The organism is Shewanella sp. DC2-4, assembly GCF_013248875.1.
Taxonomy (GTDB): Bacteria; Pseudomonadota; Gammaproteobacteria; order Enterobacterales; family Shewanellaceae; genus Shewanella; species Shewanella oncorhynchi.
Genome location: NZ_JABRVR010000002.1, coordinates 317157 through 333456, shown reverse-complemented (window position 1 = coordinate 333456; position 16300 = coordinate 317157). Strand labels below are relative to the sequence as shown.

Below are 16300 nucleotides of genomic sequence, written 5' to 3'. Positions count from 1 at the left end.
CCATGGCCGCCAATTTCACCGCGCGCGCCAATCAAGCGCTAATACAATTATCCCCTAAATGGCGCCTCACCATTTGGTTGCTATTGATGCTGTCTGCCAGTCTATGGACGTTGCAACTCTGGCAAAACGGCGCAAGGGTGCAGAGCGATATTCTCGCCATGCTGCCGCATTTACAGCAGGATAAACTCACAGAGCGCGCCCTTAACCAAGTTGAAGCGACGCTCGCCGATCAAGTCTATATTGCGCTCGTCGCCAAGGATGAAACCACGGCAATCGCTGCGGCTAAGCTGTTGATGCAAAAGCTTGAAACTGACCTTGTTGCTACTGGAAAAAATGCTGCACTTACAGATATTCGCAGCGCAGATATGCAGCTCGGTGAAGCGTTGGGGCAATATTATTTCCCCCACAGATTTAAATTACTGACAGCGCCACAAGCTGAGGCGTTAGCAACGAAAGACATTGGAAATCTGATTGAAGCGGCCACAGCGCAGCTTTACAACGCCTTTAGTTATGCCAATAGCAACTTACTTGCCCAAGATCCGCTGCTGTTATTCCCCGCCAATTTACTCGCCCTCGCGCCGAGTTCAAAAGTCAGGGTCAGTCAAGGTATTCTGCTGGCGGATCAAGATAATAATGTCGCTGCGGTTGTTATGGCAAAGGGCCAAGAAAGTGCTTTTAATCCCAATGCGCAATTGGCGCAGATAACGGCATTAACCCTAGGATTGGATGCGGTTAAACAAAGCTATCCCGATATTACCCTGCTTAAGGCTGGCGCCCTATTTCACGCGATTGCGGCGACCCAAACGGCTAAGAGTGAAATCTCGATTCTTGGTCTTGCATCCTTACTTGGGGTCATAGCCCTAGTCTGGCTGGCGTTTCGCTCTGTAATGCCGCTACTGTTGGCCATCGTTACCATTTCCAGCGGGCTGTTGCTGGCCGTGACTTTTACCTTAAGCGTGTTTGGCGAGCTGCATTTACTCACCTTAGTGTTTGGTACTAGCTTGATTGGCATTGCCATCGACTACAGCTTTCATTTTTACTGCGAGCGCTTAAGCGATACCGATCGCAACGCTCAGGCGACGGTCGCGTATATATTCCCAACGGTGACGCTTGCCTTTATCACCAGTGCCTTAGCTTATGTGGGCATAGGGTTAGCGCCGTTTCCTGGGATGCAGCAAGTGGCGATTTTCTGCGCCGCGGGACTGCTCGGGGCCTATCTCACCCTCATTCTCGCCTACCCTCAGCTCGCGGGAAGTCGTTTGCCATCGGGCTCCCGCCCATTAGCGTTAGCGGGGAAGTACCTTGCCAACCTCACTCAGTTATCCAACAGATTGACCACGCCTTTAGGCATGAGCATGTTTGCTTTAGTGATAGTAGTGTGGTGTCTGGTTGGCGTAACCAAGTTAACCGTCGATGACGATATTCGCCATTTGCAGCAAAGCCCCGCGAGCGTGACTGAACCTGAAAATCAGCTCAGGCAGCTGCTCAGCGGCGGCACAGATAATCAATTCTTACTGGTACGCGCCGCGAGTGAAGAGGCACTACTACAACAGCTTGAGCGAGTGTCGCCACTGCTCGATGCCGCTATTGCGAACCAAGAGTTAGGCAACTACGTCAGCCTCAGCCGGTATCTTCCCAGCCATCAAAGGCAAGACACGGCTTATCGCTTACAGGGCGAAATCTATCAAACTCAGATAGATACTGTGCTCACAAACCTTGGGTTGGATGAGAACTTAAAGCCAGAGCTGCAAGCAAGCTACTTAGCAGCTAAAGACCAATATATCGCCCCAGCGGATTTCTTTAAGCTAGAGGCAGGCAAGCAAATCGCACCACTGTGGCTAGCATCAAATGGCAAGGCCACCGACTATGACGCGCTAAATGATGGCGGCGCGAGCGCTGAGCATGGTGCCATTGTCTTGCTTGGCGGCATTAAACAGATCGACGCGCTCAAGACGCGCTTTGCCCATGATCAAAGCGTACAACTTATCGATAAAGTCGCGGATATATCCGCCGTCATGGGCCATTACCGACAGTTAACTCTAAAGCTGTTAGCGCTCGCACTCGGTATCGCACTCTTGTTGTTTAGCCTGAATTTTGGCATTAAAAAAGCCGCGGTTGTCGTTGCCGTTCCAGCCCTTGCGGCCTTGCTAACGCTTGCAACCTTAGGCTTAACAGGCTCGCCGCTGAGTCTGTTCCATGCACTCGCGCTCATTTTAGTTTTCGGGATTGGGATAGACTACAGCTTGTTCTTTGCCTCTGCTCAAAACCACGGCAAGGCAGTGATGATGGCGGTATTTATGTCCGCCTGCTCGACCCTATTAGCCTTTGGTTTACTCGCCTTTAGCCAGACCCAAGCGATTCATTATTTTGGTTTAACCCTGTCGCTAGGTATAGGTTTAACCTTTTTACTTTCGCCACTGATTTTAACGACTAAAAAGTCCTGATAACGACAAGGAACGTACTTTACATGCCTACACCCGCTCACGATTTATCGGCTATGCCAAATTCACTTGCCGTCGATGTGGCTATTATCGGCGCAGGACCTTCAGGCGCCATCGCCGCCAGCTTGCTACACCAACAAGGTAAGCGCGTGCTGGTGTTAGAAAAACAACATTTTCCCCGTTTCTCCATCGGTGAAAGTTTACTGCCCTGCTGCATGCAGTTTATCGAAGAAGCCGGCATGTTAGATGCGCTCAATGCCGCCGGATTCCAGCATAAAAATGGCGCCGCCTTTCGTCGCAATGGCACTTACACTACCTTCGATTTTACCGATAAATTTACCCCAGGGCCGGGCACCACATTCCAAGTGCAGCGCGCCAGTTTTGATAAACTGTTAGCCGATACCGCCCAAAGCCAAGGGGTCGACATCCGCTACGGTGAAACCGTCGAGGCGATAGATTTAACCGAGAATCCATGCTTAATGGTGCGCAATGAACAGAGCGAGCTTTATCAAATCAGCGCCCAATATGTGCTTGATGCCAGTGGTTTTGGACGTGTGTTGCCACGCTTGCTCGACTTAGAAAGTCCGTCTTGCCTACCACAGCGCAGCGCCATCTTTACCCATGTGGAAGACAACATCAGCGATCCTCACTTTGATCGAAATAAAATTTTAATCAGCGTCCACCCAGAGCATAAGGACATTTGGTATTGGCTCATTCCCTTTAGCAATGGCCGTTGTTCACTCGGCGTAGTGGCAGAACCGCAGTTACTTGCGCGTTTACAAGGTTCGCTTGAGCAACAATTGATGAGCATAGTCAATGAAGAACCCGGGCTAAAAGCCCTACTGGCAAACGCTAAGGTGGTGCAAGAATGCGCCACACTCAAGGGTTATTCCGCCAATGTGTCACGGCTTGCGACCGACAAGTTCGCCCTACTGGGTAATGCCGGTGAGTTCCTCGACCCGGTATTTTCCTCCGGCGTCACTATCGCCATGCAATCGGCATCGATGGCGGCAAAATGTGTGACTAAACAACTCAATGGCGAAACGGTTGACTGGCAAGCCGATTACTCAGCGCCTTTAATGCAGGGGGTGAATACCTTCCGCACCTATGTGCAAGCTTGGTATGATGGCCGCTTTCAGGATGTGATCTTCTATGAAGAACCGAATCCACGCATCAAGCAAATGATTTGCTCGATTCTGGCGGGCTACGCTTGGGACCTCAATAATCCCTTCGTTAAAGACTCGGAGCGCCGCCTGAACATGGTGGTCGAATTGTGCCAAAACCAAGTTGCCATTCCTGAATTTGCAGAGGCGTAACCGCATGTCGCTCAACTTTAACGCGAAATGGCGAGTGTTCCCCGCGCTACTGATCATCAGTCTGGGGCTGACGGGATGTAGCGAACTGCTGTTCAGGCAAACCTGTGTCGGCCTCGCTAAAGACATGCGTTATTGCTTGGCGCCACTGCCCCATGATTTTGCCCCCGCAGCCGATAAGCCTCTGACTAAGCCGACGGCCAAACCCGCCGACATTAGCAGCCCGCAAACCGAGAGCAAAACGGGCGTATCCTCACCCCAGTCCTTTAGCCAAAAGGTCAGCATTAAAGTGGGTGATAAGTCCCACGAGCTGCTCACTCAATTAGAGTTAGAGGATGAGCGCATGACGCTCGTTGGCTTAGCGCCACTCGGACAGGCTTTGTTTACCTTAGTTTATGATGGTAATACACTCAGCAGTGAACAAAGCGTGCTGCTAGGAGACAATTTTAAAGCTGAGTATTTAATGGCGATGATGCAACTGATCTATTGGCCTGAGCAGAGTATTCGCGCCCATTTAGAAGGTGGTCATTTAGTCACAGGCCTTTGCGATACGGTTGGGGGAAATCAGGGCGATACGCTTATAGGCACCCGAGTGAATACAATCCCCTGTCGCCAGATCTATAGTCAAGACACCTTGATCAGTAAAAGCGGCCAGCAAACCCATGTGGTGCAAATCCGTTATCAACAAAATATCGGCGATGCTCTTTGGCAAGCCCACATCAGCTTAACTATGCCACAAGCTAAATTTGAGCTAGAAATCGAACCTATTTAATCTGTTAGCATCCGCACTTAACTGTGCCATGGTAAAAAGACACACAATAATGAACAGAGTAGCTATTACACAGATTGGATTGTGTACCCCGCTAGGGCAAGATCCCCAGCAGGTTTTAGACCGCCTGATCGCCGGTGATACCAGTGCGATGCTGCGCAGTGACACTCTCCTGTTCGAGCATCCAACCTTAGTTGCCCCCGTGACGACAGCGCTACCAACCATTCCCGAAAAACTCATTCAGTTCGATTGCCGTAACAACCAATTACTGCTGTGCGCCGCACTGCAAATTGCGACCACAGTTGAACAAGCGAAACGGGATTTTGGTCATGCCCGTATTGGTGTTGTGCTAGGCACAAGCACGTCAGGGATTTCAAAAGGTGAAGCCGCGCTGAGCTACCGCAATCAACACGGATACTTTCCGGCGGATTACCACTATTTCCAGCAGGAGCTCGGCAGCACCAGCGACTTTTTACGCCAATATTTTGAGCTCGATGGCCCTTGCTACACAATTTCAACCGCCTGCTCATCCAGCGCCAAAGTGTTTGCCAGTGCCAAACGCCTATTACAGGCGAATCTCTGTGATGTTGTGATTGTCGGCGGTGTCGACAGTTTATGCCAACTCACAGTCAATGGTTTTCACGCCTTAGAATCTGTCTCGAAAGGCCACTGCAATCCTTTTAGCATCAACCGTGATGGCATCAATATCGGCGAAGGCGCGGCGCTTTTCGTCCTGACGTTGGGCGAGTCAGAGATCATGCTAGCGGGTATTGGCGAGTCGAGCGATGCGCACCATATGTCGGCGCCACATCCCGAAGGCGCAGGCGCCATCGCTGCCATGCACGCGGCGTTGCAAGATGCACACATTGCAGCAAAAGACATTGGTTACATAAACTTACACGGTACAGCCACGCCTAAAAATGATGCGATGGAAAGCCGCGCCGTGGTTGAGGTGTTTGGCGTGAACACGCCCCCTTGTAGCTCGACCAAGCCCTTAGTCGGCCATACCTTAGGTGCCGCTGGCTCCATTGAAGCCGCCTTCTGTTATTTATTACTTTCAGCACATAATCACCGCCAAGCCCTGCCGCCCCATGAATGGGACGGACAAGTCGATCCACAGGATCCGCACATTGCATTGGTCGAGCGTCATCAAGTCGCCGCTAAGGGCGCGCTTAATTATGTGATGAGCAATTCCTTCGCCTTTGGCGGCAGTAATGCCAGCCTGATTTTCTGCCGTAACGAGGCCTAGTACCATGCAGTTGCTTAAGATCAACCAACCCTTTGCCGAACAGGATATTGCCGATTTTATTCCCCATAGGGCACCGATGATTTTGCTCGATAAAATCATTGGCTATCGGCGCGATAACCTAGAGACCGAAGTCACTATCACGGCCAAGAGCCCTTATTTCGATGATAAATATCAAGCCGTACCCAATTATGTGGGTATCGAATATATGGCCCAAAGTATTGCCGCCCTTGCAGGGGTTGAGGCAAAGCTTCGCAATGATAAAATCCGCGTCGGGTTTCTATTGGGATCGCGCAAATTAACCTTGTATGCAAAGCAATATGAGCTCGGGCGCACCTATCGCACCCAAGTCAGCCGCCTCTATCAGGAGGAATCGGGATTAGCGGTATTCGATTGCCAAATTTATCTGCTGCCCGAAGCCGGCACTGAGCTAGAAAAGAGCTTAGTGGCCCAAGCCAATGTGAATGTGTTCCAGCCTCAGGACACACAAGCCTACCTTGCAGGCAATCAAGACGCGGCAAATAGAAGCCTTGGGCACTAAAGCTATGGTGTAGATAAAAAGCATTAAAGCGCCTTAACAAGCGACCTTTTTACCATAAATACATGAACCCCCATACCGACACATAACGATAAAATGGGGTGGAGAAAACAGATGAATAACAGAGTATTAGTTACCGGTTCGAGCCGCGGCATTGGTAAAGCCATCGCCCTAAAACTCGCCGCTGCGGGTTTCGATATCGCCCTGCATTACCACAGTAACCAAGCAGCTGCCGATGACACTGCCGCGCAAATCCACGCACTTGGGGTGAATGTGAGCCTGCTGAAATTTGATGTGGCCGACCGCGCAACCGTCAGAGCCACCATTGAAGCCGATATCGAGGCCAATGGTGCCTATTATGGCGTGATCCTCAATGCTGGCATCAACCGCGATACCGCCTTTCCCGCTATGACAGAAAGCGAGTGGGACAGCGTCATCCATACCAACTTGGACGGCTTTTATAATGTTATCCACCCCTGTGTTATGCCTATGGTACAAGGCCGCAAGGGCGGGCGTATCATCACCTTAGCTTCGGTTTCTGGGATTGCTGGCAACCGTGGCCAAGTCAATTACAGCGCCTCAAAAGCGGGTATTATCGGCGCAACTAAGGCATTGTCATTAGAACTAGCAAAACGCAAAATTACCGTCAACTGTATCGCTCCCGGCTTGATTGAAACCGACATGGTGGCCGATATTCCTAAGGATATGGTCGAGCAATTGGTGCCGATGCGCCGCATGGGTAAACCCAGTGAAATCGCCGCCTTAGCCGCATTTTTAATGTCTGACGATGCCGCCTATATCACTCGCCAAGTGATATCAGTCAATGGAGGCATGATCTAAATGAGCGAGCCGACAAATCAAACCCGCTTAGGGAAACGAGTGGTTGTCACCGGCATTGGCGGCATTACCGCCCTAGGCCATGATTGGCCGACGATAGCGGCGAGCCTTAAGGCGCAGAAAAACTGTGTTGTCGCTATGGGCGAATGGGATAAATACGATGGTCTCAATACCCGCTTAGCCGCGCCCATTACCGACTTTGAAGTGCCAAGCCATTATTCGCGCAAGAAAATTCGTTCTATGGGTCGGGTTTCCATCATGGCGACCCGCGCCAGTGAACTTGCATTAATCGATGCGGGATTGTTAGACAATCCTATCGTGTCCTCGGGTGAAATGGGTATCGCCTATGGCTCGTCCACTGGCAGTACCGATGCCATCATCGCCTTTGGCGATATGTTGAAAACCGGCGATATGTCGGGCGTCACCGCCACGAGTTATATCCGCATGATGGCACACACCACAGCGGTAAATGTGGGGGTATTTTTCGGCTTAAAGGGCCGAATTCATACCACTAGCAGCGCCTGCACCTCGGGGAGCCAAGGCATAGGTTACGCCTATGAAGCCATCAAATACGGTCATCAAACCTTAATGTTGGCGGGCGGCGGTGAAGAACTCTGCCCCACAGAGGCCGTCGTGTTCGATACCTTATTTGCCACTAGCACTAAAAACAGCACTCCCGAACTCACGCCACGCCCCTTCGATGCGAGCCGTGATGGCCTCGTGATTGGCGAAGGTGCCTGTACGCTGGTACTCGAAGAGCTCGAACACGCCAAGGCACGTGGTGCAAAAATTTATGCTGAGTTAGTCGGTTTTGGCACGAATTCAGATGGCCAACACGTCACCCAACCAAACGCGCAGACCATGGAAATCGCTATCAGATTGGCGCTCAAAGATGCCCAGCTTGAGCCTAGCGCCATAGGTTATGTGAACGCCCACGGCACGGCAACGGATCGCGGTGACATCGCCGAAAGCCACGCGACCCATGCAGTTTTTGGTGCTGGTATGCCGATTTCATCCCTTAAAAGCTACACGGGCCACACCTTAGGCGCCTGCGGCGCACTAGAAGCTTGGGTGAGTATTGAGATGATGAATGCGGGCTGGTTTGCGCCGACACTCAATCTTGAAAGTATCGACCCACAATGCGCTGATTTGGACTATATCCGTAACGAACTGCGCCCAATCGACACAGATTATGTCATGAGTAATAATTTCGCCTTTGGCGGCATTAATACCTCGCTGATTTTTAAACGCTGGGCCCAATAACAACATATAAAAACCACATAAGGACATCACCATGAAACCACTGTTTGCAGGTATGCTGCTTAGCATCAGTTTATTAAGCTCGCCTTTATTGGCTCAGGAATATACGGTTGAAACCTATCAAGAAATCTTTAAGGGTGATAACCAATTCAAGCAAAAAGAAGCCATTGAATCACTCACCATCGCTGGTTTATCCGATCCTGCCATTTTTGATGCGCTCGAAGCAAAGCTACTCGCATCTTTGCCCCAAGCCACTGAAAAAAATGCCATTGACTACAGTGCTTGGTTAGTCAAAGGCTTAGCTTATTCAGGCAATGATAAGTACAGCGAAACCATCAACAAGATTGTTAATGGTGATTATCCTAAAAAACTCAAAAAATACGCAGGTCAGGCTTTAGAAAACATAACGATATATAAAAAATGGAATGCGATTCTTGCGGATAAAAGCCAATATACTGCCGATCAAAGTCAGCAAAATAATGCCTTCGCCAATGCACTACGCAGCAATGATTTAGAATTAATGCGTCTCGCGGCTAAACGCATCATAGATGACCGCCAGTACGATGATTTTATCCTGGCCGTACTCAGTAACGAATTGAAAACACCACGCTTAATGGCCAATGACAAACTCGCCATCGATACCTATGCCAACATGGCAAAAGCGCTAGCTAGTTCAGGGAATACCGCTTACCGCGATGTGATTGAGAATATTGCAACCGCGAGCTCAAACAAAAAACTCAAAAACTACGCCGAGAGTTATTTGAAGAAATACTACTAAACCTACCCGTTTTACGCTTAATCGAGCAAATCATGGCCGAGCTTATCCTCGGTCATTTTTATATCCGTTTGGATCACTTTTTAAATAACTGTTGGCCTTAGCGTTTGCTGAAATTGCCTATACAGGCTTGCCATGGCATTCACTCACCGACACTGTGAATAGTTTCAAAGTTTATGAACGAGAGCTATGAAAGGAGAAGAGGCTATTAAACATAGATATTGCTCAGAGTGAGGCCAACCATGGTACTGGCTCTACGACGCGCAGCAAGTCCATCCTTGGATGCTCGACCGCCCCGTCCATGGGGCGGACGGTCGTCTCGCCAATCACCATGGTTTGCCTTTCGAGCATCAGCGTAACCTTAGGTTCAAAGACTAGAGCTAACATTTAGCGATGGCGATTTTAAAAAAATAACAAATGCCAATACCACACATTAACAGTTCCCTTTTAGTCATTCAATTTACGCAAGTGTTACCACGTCTACTGGCACAACAGGCTCAAAGCCTTTTGTCGGCTTAAAGGACATGTTATGGATAAAATTTCGCATGCTGTCAGAAGGATCTATTAAATCCATATTCAAACTATCCAAAGTGCTCCTTGATACATACACCGACAATATAGTTTGCTCTTCAAGATATCCAGTAACCTTGTTTAACAGCTTATCGGTAGCATTAATCAACACAAACTCGTCAGGCAAGATTGCAAAAGTTTCTCTAGCCACGCGCAGAACTGAACTACATACATAGTCCTGATACAATTCGTTGAACTTACCTACAGGCATTTTCTTAACTGACAACTTACCGCTTTTAAGCAACGATTTTTGCTCATTTGGAATAATATCTGCGCCACGAATATTTATATTTATGGTTAGAAGATAATTCTCCAATACTGAAAAATGCAAACTAGAACCTAAAGTGTCTAACTCGCTAAAAGGATTAAGCTCTTTGATCGTGTTAATTCTTGCTTCTGGCTCACCAGCTATAAGCAAATTAGCTTGCTCAACACTTTCCGCCCACTCTTTATAATTCTGCTGCCACTTTTCAAGTGACAACTCAAAATTAATTTGATCTTGCTTTTTAGCAGACTCAATTGCGACATCTAGAACTCTCAGCTTGTTTTCAATACGTTTAAATAAACGGTCAAAAAAACTCGGTTGATATTGTTCTTTTTGACTAATCGCCTCCGACTCTAATCCTTTGATGAAAATAGGTTTATTCGGTTCTGCTATAACTGCAACTTTTTCCCAATTAATGCTATCACCACACTCTTTGTGCATCGATTGAACAATTTCTATATAATTTTCAAAAAATTCTACATCATACGCGGCCTGTTCTAACTCTTGCATTTTTGCATATTCTTTATGTCTAAGTGCTAGCTCTCTCTGAGACTTTTTAGCATTTCGTTCAGCTTTTTTAGCTGCTGCATTGATTGCTCTAACAGTACCTTTCCACCCCATATCCACTTCTGTTAATTATAATTATTGCTAACGTATTAATAGTTATTCGCCGCGCTAAATTTGGGGAAATTCATGACGTTGATTTACTGCACTCCGCCCCTAAATTCAGGCTAAAACTCCTACCACAGGCAGAAACAGGACAACTACTCTTTTATGCTTTAAGGACGATCAGACAACTCTAAAGTCAAAAGAATATACCATCATCTCGGAGTTGCCGCAGGGCGAATAGACAAATTGCGTGAGTTCGGTCATGGATGACCGACTAGCTTTCGCAGGTGCAGGGACGCATCCTTCGGAAGCGATAGCAAATTTGTCAATGAGCACAAGGGGCTTTCAACTCCGTTGGGGACGCCGGGGGATATCCAAAAGGGGAACAGGCGCTTTTCCCCTTTTGGTCGGGTGTGGGGTGAAGCCCCACGACTTTGATTCTGGGTTTAGCTTTAGCTAAAGATAAAAACTCTTGGCCTACCCTTTGCTTATCCACCGCAACGTTTACCCCTAAAAAGAACTAAACGCGATAACACTATGATGGATAAGCAACAACAGAGGGAGTTTCAATCTTGAGAAAGACGATGAAAATTATACTAGATGATCTAAAAGGGCCTGAAATTGCAGCACTTTTAACAGAACACCTCAACGATATGCGGGCAACCTCACCGCCTGAAAGCGTTCACGCATTAGATCTTGACGGCCTGCGTCAGCCCAATATTCGCTTTTGGACCCTGTGGGATGGTAATAATCTCGCGGGCTGCGGTGCACTAAAATGGTTAGATACCGAGCACGCGGAGATCAAATCCATGCGCACCGCCGCGCCCTATAAGCAGCAAGGTATAGCGTCTAAAATATTGCAGCACTTGATTAACGATGCCAAAGCCGCAGGTATCAAACGTCTGAGCCTAGAGACAGGTTCGATGGACTTCTTCAACCCCGCTCGCCTGCTCTACTGCAAATTTGGTTTTGAAATCTGTGGCCCCTTCGCCGATTATCGACTCGACCCCAATAGCGTGTTTATGACGAAGAGAATCTAAAACACATGCGCCTTAGTCTTTGAAATTCATCTCTAAGGCACTTTGCTGCAGTTAAGTATTCGCTCGCTTAACTACTGATGCAGTTCTGTGCCCGTTCCACCAATGGATAATAAACCCAAGTAACAACCCCCAAAATGCACTGCCGATGCCCAGCACACTAAAACCCGAGGCCGTCACCAAAAAAGTGATCACTGCCACTTCGCGATCTTCGGTTTTAGCTAATGCAGCGGTCAGGCTATTGGCGATAGTGCCGAGCAAGGCTAATCCGGCGATGGCCAGTACTAACTCCTTCGGGAAAGCGGAAAACAGGCCAACCACAGTGGCGCCGAGTAACCCAGTGATAAAGTAAAATACCCCGCCCCACACCGCCGCCCAGTAACGAGTCGCGGGATTCGGATCTGCTTCTTTACCCATACAAATCGCCGCTGTGATGGCGGATAAGTTAAAGGCAAAACCGCCAAAGGGCGCGAGAATGACCCCTATTAACCCTGTGCTAGTGATCAAAGGTGAAATGGGTGGCCTGTAACCATTACCGTGCAGTGCAGCAACGCCCGGCATATTTTGCGAGGCCATAGTCACCACAAACAGCGGCAGCGCCACGCCAATCACACTCGCCAACGAAAACTCAGGTGTCGTCCACACCGGCATCGCCAGTTGTAACTGAACTGCATCTAGCTTGAGCAAATCTAATTGAAAACTCATGCCTATGCCCACCAGCAAGGTCAGCAAGATGATGTAGCGCGGCGCAAAAGGCTTAACGACGACAAACACCAACAGCATGATTAATATGAGACTCAGCTGGGTTTGCATCGCCTGAAATAGCCCTATCCCAAATTGCAGCAGGATCCCCGCTAACATGGCTGAAGCGACTGACTGCGGCATGATACGAATAAGTTTATCCATCCAGCCCGCCACCCCGCAAAGAGTAATTAACAGAGAACTCACCAGAAAAGCGCCTATGGCTTGATTGACGCTCAATCCCGCAAGGCTTGTCACCATCAGCGCCGCGCCCGGTGTAGACCAAGCCGTTAGAATAGGATTCTTGTAGTAAAGCGATAACCCTATGCTGGTCACGCCCATGCCCACACCTAAAGCCCACAGCCATGAACTGATTTGTGCTGGTGTCGCCCCCACAGCCTCCGCTGCTTGAAAGATGATCACAGCCGAGCTGCTATAACCCACTAATACCGCAATAAATCCCGCTGATATTTTTGATAAACTCCCTGCATCTCGCCACATATCCACTCCCTTTCTCTGCAATTGATGTCGCCATTACTTTGTGCGCTATAACTTATAAAATTAACAAGATCGCTTTTTGTGCGCTATAACGTACGAGATGGACAAGATAACACCTGTGCGTTATAACGTACAAACTAAATTTTCATAAAAATGATGGGGCCATTGTGCAGACGATAAACAGCTATCTCGCCACCACGCTTAAAGCACTTCGCAACCAAAAGGGATGGAGTTTAGATAAAGCCGCCCAAGAGACGGGCGTTAGTAAGGCCATGATAGGACAAATCGAGCGCGGTGAATCAAGCCCAACCATTGCGACGCTGTGGAAAATTGCCAGTGGATTCAATATCTCGCTGTCGACCTTTCTCGAACCCACACCCCAGAGCCAAGGCGCAGTATTCCGTAAGCCCGACGAGTTACGCCAACAACCCGCCACCGACGGCATGCTAGTCGCCTCACTCTTCCCCTTTGAAGAGCGCTTCGGTTTCGAGATGTTTGAGCTCACGCTGCTGCCAAACTATGAGCGCCTTTCTGAGCCCCATGAAACGGGTGTCACTGAGCATGTCATTGTCTTGAGCGGCACTATGGAAGTGTTAGTCGATGGCCAGTGGCAAACGCTCAAGCAAGGTGAAGCGGTGCGATTTGCGGCCGACAAACCCCATGGCTATCGAAATCTCAACGAGCAAGCCGTGGTATTCCACGACATCATTCACTATCAAAGAGGCAATGAATTTAGCTTGTAGCAGCTTATCTAACGCCAGTAATGCAGAGTTCGAGTACCAACAACGCCAAAGACCAAACCATTACTACCGATAATCTGCAGTGCTTGCACTCGCCTATTCATTAGAATAAACTTATTTAAAATTTTCTAATGGTAGGAGCAATGCTATGTTTCAATCTTTACTGACTAAGTTATCCGGCAGCCACTCAGGCGAAAAATGTTGGCAATTGATTGAGCAAGGCGCACGGGTGATTGATGTGCGTTCACCGGAGGAATTTGCCTCAGGTCATTTGCCCCAAGCCATAAATGTACCATTGCCAACGCTCGACCAATGGTTGCACCAAGTCGACAATAAGCAACATCCCTTCGTGCTCTACTGTGGCGCTGGCATTCGCGCCCAAAAGGGTTGCGACATTCTCAAGGCCAATGGTTTTAGCTGCGTGGTAAATGGTGGCTCGCTTAAAGATTTAGTCTGCTGCCAACCGAGCTAATTTAAGCCTTGGTTGTGCGGCGCCAATCTTACAAATCTGTATATTGTGATGGTTTAGATATCTGCGAGGTGATGTATGCATAAAACGAATTATGCCAAAGCGTTACAGCTTGAAGCCACACAGGTTAACCTTGCCGAAAAGCCGCTTGAAACTGAACGCCATGCACGCTTTAGCATCAGTCGTAATCGCGACCAAGCCAGCACTAAAGTGCGTTATGTTGAGACAAGCACCCTAGCCAAAGGCTGCAGCCTTTGCGAATAAACAGCTTAGCGTGCGACTTAAACCTAGCCGCTCGAGTCTAGTTGCTCAAACCTAGCCACTTAAGCAAAGCGTGCTTAGCTTAAATGGACATACAAAAATGCCAGCCTATTAAGGGCTGGCATTTTTTATTCAGCTAAATCAAATGACTCAGCTAATCAACGGAACGATTAAGCCTGCAGCAAATCTATGCTGTGTTTCGCTTCGCCCATGCCTTTATCGTGCGCTTCAGGGCCCATATTCAGTGCTTCGGCGTAAACCACTTCAACATTGGTGATACCCATAAAGCCTAAAACCGTTTTCAAGTAAGGTACAACATGATCCGTTGGGCCATCTTTGTGAGCGCCGCCACGGGTCGTCACTAACACAGCACGTTTACCTTCCACTAATCCTTTTGGACCTGTTTCAGTGTAAGTAAAAGTCACACCGGCACGGGCGACAAAATCGATCCAGTTTTTAAGTTGAACCGGAATCGTAAAGTTGTACATAGGTGCAGCGATAACAATCGTATCGTTCGCTTTTAATTCAGCGACTAAGGTATCTGATAAGGCGAGCATTTCTTGCTGACGTGCCGATAATTCTGCACCACCGCGTAACCCAGAAGCGATTTCACCGTCTACCATAGGCAGTACGTCTTTACCGCCTAAATCACGTACTGTAATAGCGGCACCTTGGGTTTCCCAGTGGCTCGCTAAGTGGTCAATTAACACGGCAGATTGTGAATAACCGCCAAGAATGCTTGATTTTAAAATTAAGACTTTAGACATAATCTGCTCCGAAAATAGGTAAATGACTCAGAGTCAGATGGAATATCTCAACTCTATGACGCTAGTGTATTAGCCCATAAAAAAGAAATAAAGCGGATAAAATCTGAGATTAGCTTCGATTTTTTAGAAAGGTTATACGTCATCTTCGACGTACAGATACACTAAGTTGTTTTCGACGCATTCATACTTTCGACGTACTAACATACAGGCCTTCAAAAACCGCACACAGTGAATCCATACAATACAATTGCACTACCAGCTTCACCTTAACTCTGCGCCCCCTTTGTAACGGGCTGAGATCCACATCTGGCCATTGTACTTTTACCACAGGGTCACAAGTCACAGGAGCAAGATAACGAATATGGGCATCGGCGAGCACAATATCACCCGCCACGCCCACCAACTGTTGATTTAGCCACACGGCACCCCAGCCTGTTAAGGTCATCAAGGTATAAATGCTGCCCGCAAACATGGTCTGATGCAGATTAAGATTGGGCGTCATCGGCGCTGTGACTCGAAACTCTCCCTCGATATAATCGAGTGGCACTATCTGCATAAACTCGCTAACGGGGATCGTACTGTGCCAAGTCTGGTGTAATTTAATGAGTAATTGATCCATGTGCATTCCCTTAATACTCCCTTGGTACAAGCGACATTGATTATGCCTAGTACCCCATCACCTAGACCCCTAGATAAACATCACTATAGAAGCTACACCTGCAGATTAAAGGTCACTGGGCCATCATTGACTAAGAACACTTGCATATCGGCGCCGAACTGTCCGGTTTCTGTATGAACGCCCTTAGCGCGGCAGAATGCGACAAACTCTTCATACAAGCCTAAGGCTTGATCCGGCGTACCCGCCCCTGAAAAACTCGGCCTCAAGCCTCGGCCTGTATCAGCGGCTAAGGTAAATTGTGACACGACTAATAAAGACCCACCGACTTGTTCTAGATTGAGATTCATCTTGCCATTTTCATCGGAAAAAACGCGATAACTCATGACTTTAGTCGCCAACTTTTCCATCTTCTCGCGGGTATCTTCTTGCTCGACACCGAGCAGAACCAACAAGCCTTTATTGATTTCACCTAGGGTTTGGTTATCAACCACTACACTGGCGCGACTCACTCTTTGAATTAACGCAATCACAACTTTTCCTTTTAG

The 16300-nt window shown here is 48.3% G+C and carries 17 protein-coding genes; 12 read left to right on the top strand and 5 right to left on the bottom strand.

Annotated features, from left to right (window positions below):
* The first annotated feature begins 2 nt into the window (after positions 1–2).
* The 8 genes from HQQ92_RS02095 to HQQ92_RS02060 all read left to right on the top strand — a co-directional run bounded on the left by HQQ92_RS02095 (position 3) and on the right by HQQ92_RS02060 (position 9182).
* Complete coding sequence (locus tag HQQ92_RS02095) at positions 3–2444, top strand: MMPL family transporter (RefSeq protein ID WP_173242755.1); 2442 nt, start codon at positions 3–5, stop codon at positions 2442–2444.
* A gap of 23 nt (positions 2445–2467) precedes the next feature.
* On the top strand, positions 2468–3757 hold the full coding sequence (locus HQQ92_RS02090; protein WP_173242752.1) for an NAD(P)/FAD-dependent oxidoreductase: 1290 nt from the start codon (positions 2468–2470) through the stop codon (positions 3755–3757).
* A 4-nt stretch (positions 3758–3761) separates the two neighbouring features.
* Positions 3762–4526: a DUF3261 domain-containing protein gene (locus HQQ92_RS02085; protein WP_173242750.1), complete on the top strand. Its 765-nt coding sequence runs from the start codon at positions 3762–3764 to the stop codon at positions 4524–4526.
* A gap of 28 nt (positions 4527–4554) precedes the next feature.
* Positions 4555–5772 carry a beta-ketoacyl-[acyl-carrier-protein] synthase family protein gene (locus HQQ92_RS02080; protein ID WP_173242748.1) on the top strand — a complete coding sequence of 406 codons (1218 nt, stop codon included), beginning with the start codon at positions 4555–4557 and terminating at the stop codon, positions 5770–5772.
* A gap of 4 nt (positions 5773–5776) precedes the next feature.
* Positions 5777–6310, top strand: a complete 534-nt coding sequence (locus HQQ92_RS02075; RefSeq protein WP_168826494.1) for a hotdog family protein — start codon at positions 5777–5779, stop codon at positions 6308–6310.
* A 111-nt stretch (positions 6311–6421) separates the two neighbouring features.
* Positions 6422–7147, top strand: a complete 726-nt coding sequence (locus tag HQQ92_RS02070) for a 3-ketoacyl-ACP reductase FabG2 (RefSeq protein ID WP_173242746.1) — start codon at positions 6422–6424, stop codon at positions 7145–7147.
* Entirely contained in the window at positions 7148–8407 is a 1260-nt protein-coding gene (locus HQQ92_RS02065; protein WP_173242743.1) for a beta-ketoacyl-ACP synthase, read from the top strand.
* 31 nt (positions 8408–8438) lie between these two features.
* A complete protein-coding gene (locus HQQ92_RS02060; protein WP_173242741.1) occupies positions 8439–9182 on the top strand; it encodes a hypothetical protein in 744 nt (247 codons plus the stop codon).
* A gap of 457 nt (positions 9183–9639) precedes the next feature.
* Here HQQ92_RS02060 and HQQ92_RS02055 read toward each other — a convergent pair whose 3' ends face one another.
* Positions 9640–10635, bottom strand: a complete 996-nt coding sequence (locus tag HQQ92_RS02055; protein ID WP_168826486.1) for a hypothetical protein — start codon at positions 10633–10635, stop codon at positions 9640–9642.
* 572 nt (positions 10636–11207) lie between these two features.
* Between HQQ92_RS02055 and HQQ92_RS02050 the strand changes: the two genes are divergently transcribed.
* The gene (locus HQQ92_RS02050) at positions 11208–11663 is read left to right on the top strand and encodes a GNAT family N-acetyltransferase (protein ID WP_173242739.1); all 456 of its coding nucleotides are present in this window, start codon (positions 11208–11210) and stop codon (positions 11661–11663) included.
* Positions 11664–11714: 51 nt separating this feature from the next.
* On the opposite strand, the gene HQQ92_RS02045 is transcribed toward HQQ92_RS02050, so the two are convergent.
* A complete protein-coding gene (locus HQQ92_RS02045; protein ID WP_173242737.1) occupies positions 11715–12902 on the bottom strand; it encodes a benzoate/H(+) symporter BenE family transporter in 1188 nt (395 codons plus the stop codon).
* A 164-nt stretch (positions 12903–13066) separates the two neighbouring features.
* Between HQQ92_RS02045 and HQQ92_RS02040 the strand changes: the two genes are divergently transcribed.
* The 3 genes from HQQ92_RS02040 (at position 13067) to HQQ92_RS02030 (ending at position 14372) form a co-directional block, all read left to right on the top strand.
* Positions 13067–13642, top strand: a complete 576-nt coding sequence (locus tag HQQ92_RS02040; RefSeq protein ID WP_173242735.1) for a helix-turn-helix domain-containing protein — start codon at positions 13067–13069, stop codon at positions 13640–13642.
* Between the two features lie 145 nt (positions 13643–13787).
* Positions 13788–14111: a rhodanese-like domain-containing protein gene (locus tag HQQ92_RS02035; protein WP_173242733.1), complete on the top strand. Its 324-nt coding sequence runs from the start codon at positions 13788–13790 to the stop codon at positions 14109–14111.
* A gap of 75 nt (positions 14112–14186) precedes the next feature.
* Complete coding sequence (locus HQQ92_RS02030) at positions 14187–14372, top strand: hypothetical protein (protein WP_173242731.1); 186 nt, start codon at positions 14187–14189, stop codon at positions 14370–14372.
* 167 nt (positions 14373–14539) lie between these two features.
* Here the strand turns inward: HQQ92_RS02030 and azoR are convergent, their stop codons facing one another.
* The 3 genes from azoR to dtd form a co-directional block, all read right to left on the bottom strand.
* Positions 14540–15136 (bottom strand): FMN-dependent NADH-azoreductase, encoded by a 597-nt coding sequence (azoR, locus tag HQQ92_RS02025; RefSeq protein WP_173242729.1) that lies wholly within the window; start codon positions 15134–15136, stop codon positions 14540–14542.
* A gap of 181 nt (positions 15137–15317) precedes the next feature.
* A complete protein-coding gene (locus tag HQQ92_RS02020; protein WP_173242727.1) occupies positions 15318–15755 on the bottom strand; it encodes a thioesterase domain-containing protein in 438 nt (145 codons plus the stop codon).
* A gap of 92 nt (positions 15756–15847) precedes the next feature.
* On the bottom strand, positions 15848–16285 hold the full coding sequence (gene dtd, locus HQQ92_RS02015; protein WP_173242725.1) for a D-aminoacyl-tRNA deacylase: 438 nt from the start codon (positions 16283–16285) through the stop codon (positions 15848–15850).
* Positions 16286–16300 lie beyond the last annotated feature (15 nt).

Coding starts and splice junctions, on each gene's coding strand:
- HQQ92_RS02020 (WP_173242727.1), bottom strand. CDS start 15,755: ATGGATCAATTACTCATTAAATTACACCAGACTTGGCACAGTACGATC.
- HQQ92_RS02075 (WP_168826494.1), top strand. CDS start 5,777: ATGCAGTTGCTTAAGATCAACCAACCCTTTGCCGAACAGGATATTGCC.
- HQQ92_RS02085 (WP_173242750.1), top strand. CDS start 3,762: ATGTCGCTCAACTTTAACGCGAAATGGCGAGTGTTCCCCGCGCTACTG.
- HQQ92_RS02065 (WP_173242743.1), top strand. CDS start 7,148: ATGAGCGAGCCGACAAATCAAACCCGCTTAGGGAAACGAGTGGTTGTC.
- HQQ92_RS02035 (WP_173242733.1), top strand. CDS start 13,788: ATGTTTCAATCTTTACTGACTAAGTTATCCGGCAGCCACTCAGGCGAA.
- HQQ92_RS02050 (WP_173242739.1), top strand. CDS start 11,208: ATGAAAATTATACTAGATGATCTAAAAGGGCCTGAAATTGCAGCACTT.
- HQQ92_RS02095 (WP_173242755.1), top strand. CDS start 3: ATGGCCGCCAATTTCACCGCGCGCGCCAATCAAGCGCTAATACAATTA.
- HQQ92_RS02090 (WP_173242752.1), top strand. CDS start 2,468: ATGCCTACACCCGCTCACGATTTATCGGCTATGCCAAATTCACTTGCC.
- HQQ92_RS02030 (WP_173242731.1), top strand. CDS start 14,187: ATGCATAAAACGAATTATGCCAAAGCGTTACAGCTTGAAGCCACACAG.
- HQQ92_RS02055 (WP_168826486.1), bottom strand. CDS start 10,635: ATGGGGTGGAAAGGTACTGTTAGAGCAATCAATGCAGCAGCTAAAAAA.
- HQQ92_RS02070 (WP_173242746.1), top strand. CDS start 6,422: ATGAATAACAGAGTATTAGTTACCGGTTCGAGCCGCGGCATTGGTAAA.
- azoR (WP_173242729.1), bottom strand. CDS start 15,136: ATGTCTAAAGTCTTAATTTTAAAATCAAGCATTCTTGGCGGTTATTCA.
- HQQ92_RS02045 (WP_173242737.1), bottom strand. CDS start 12,902: ATGTGGCGAGATGCAGGGAGTTTATCAAAAATATCAGCGGGATTTATT.
- HQQ92_RS02060 (WP_173242741.1), top strand. CDS start 8,439: ATGAAACCACTGTTTGCAGGTATGCTGCTTAGCATCAGTTTATTAAGC.
- HQQ92_RS02080 (WP_173242748.1), top strand. CDS start 4,555: ATGGTAAAAAGACACACAATAATGAACAGAGTAGCTATTACACAGATT.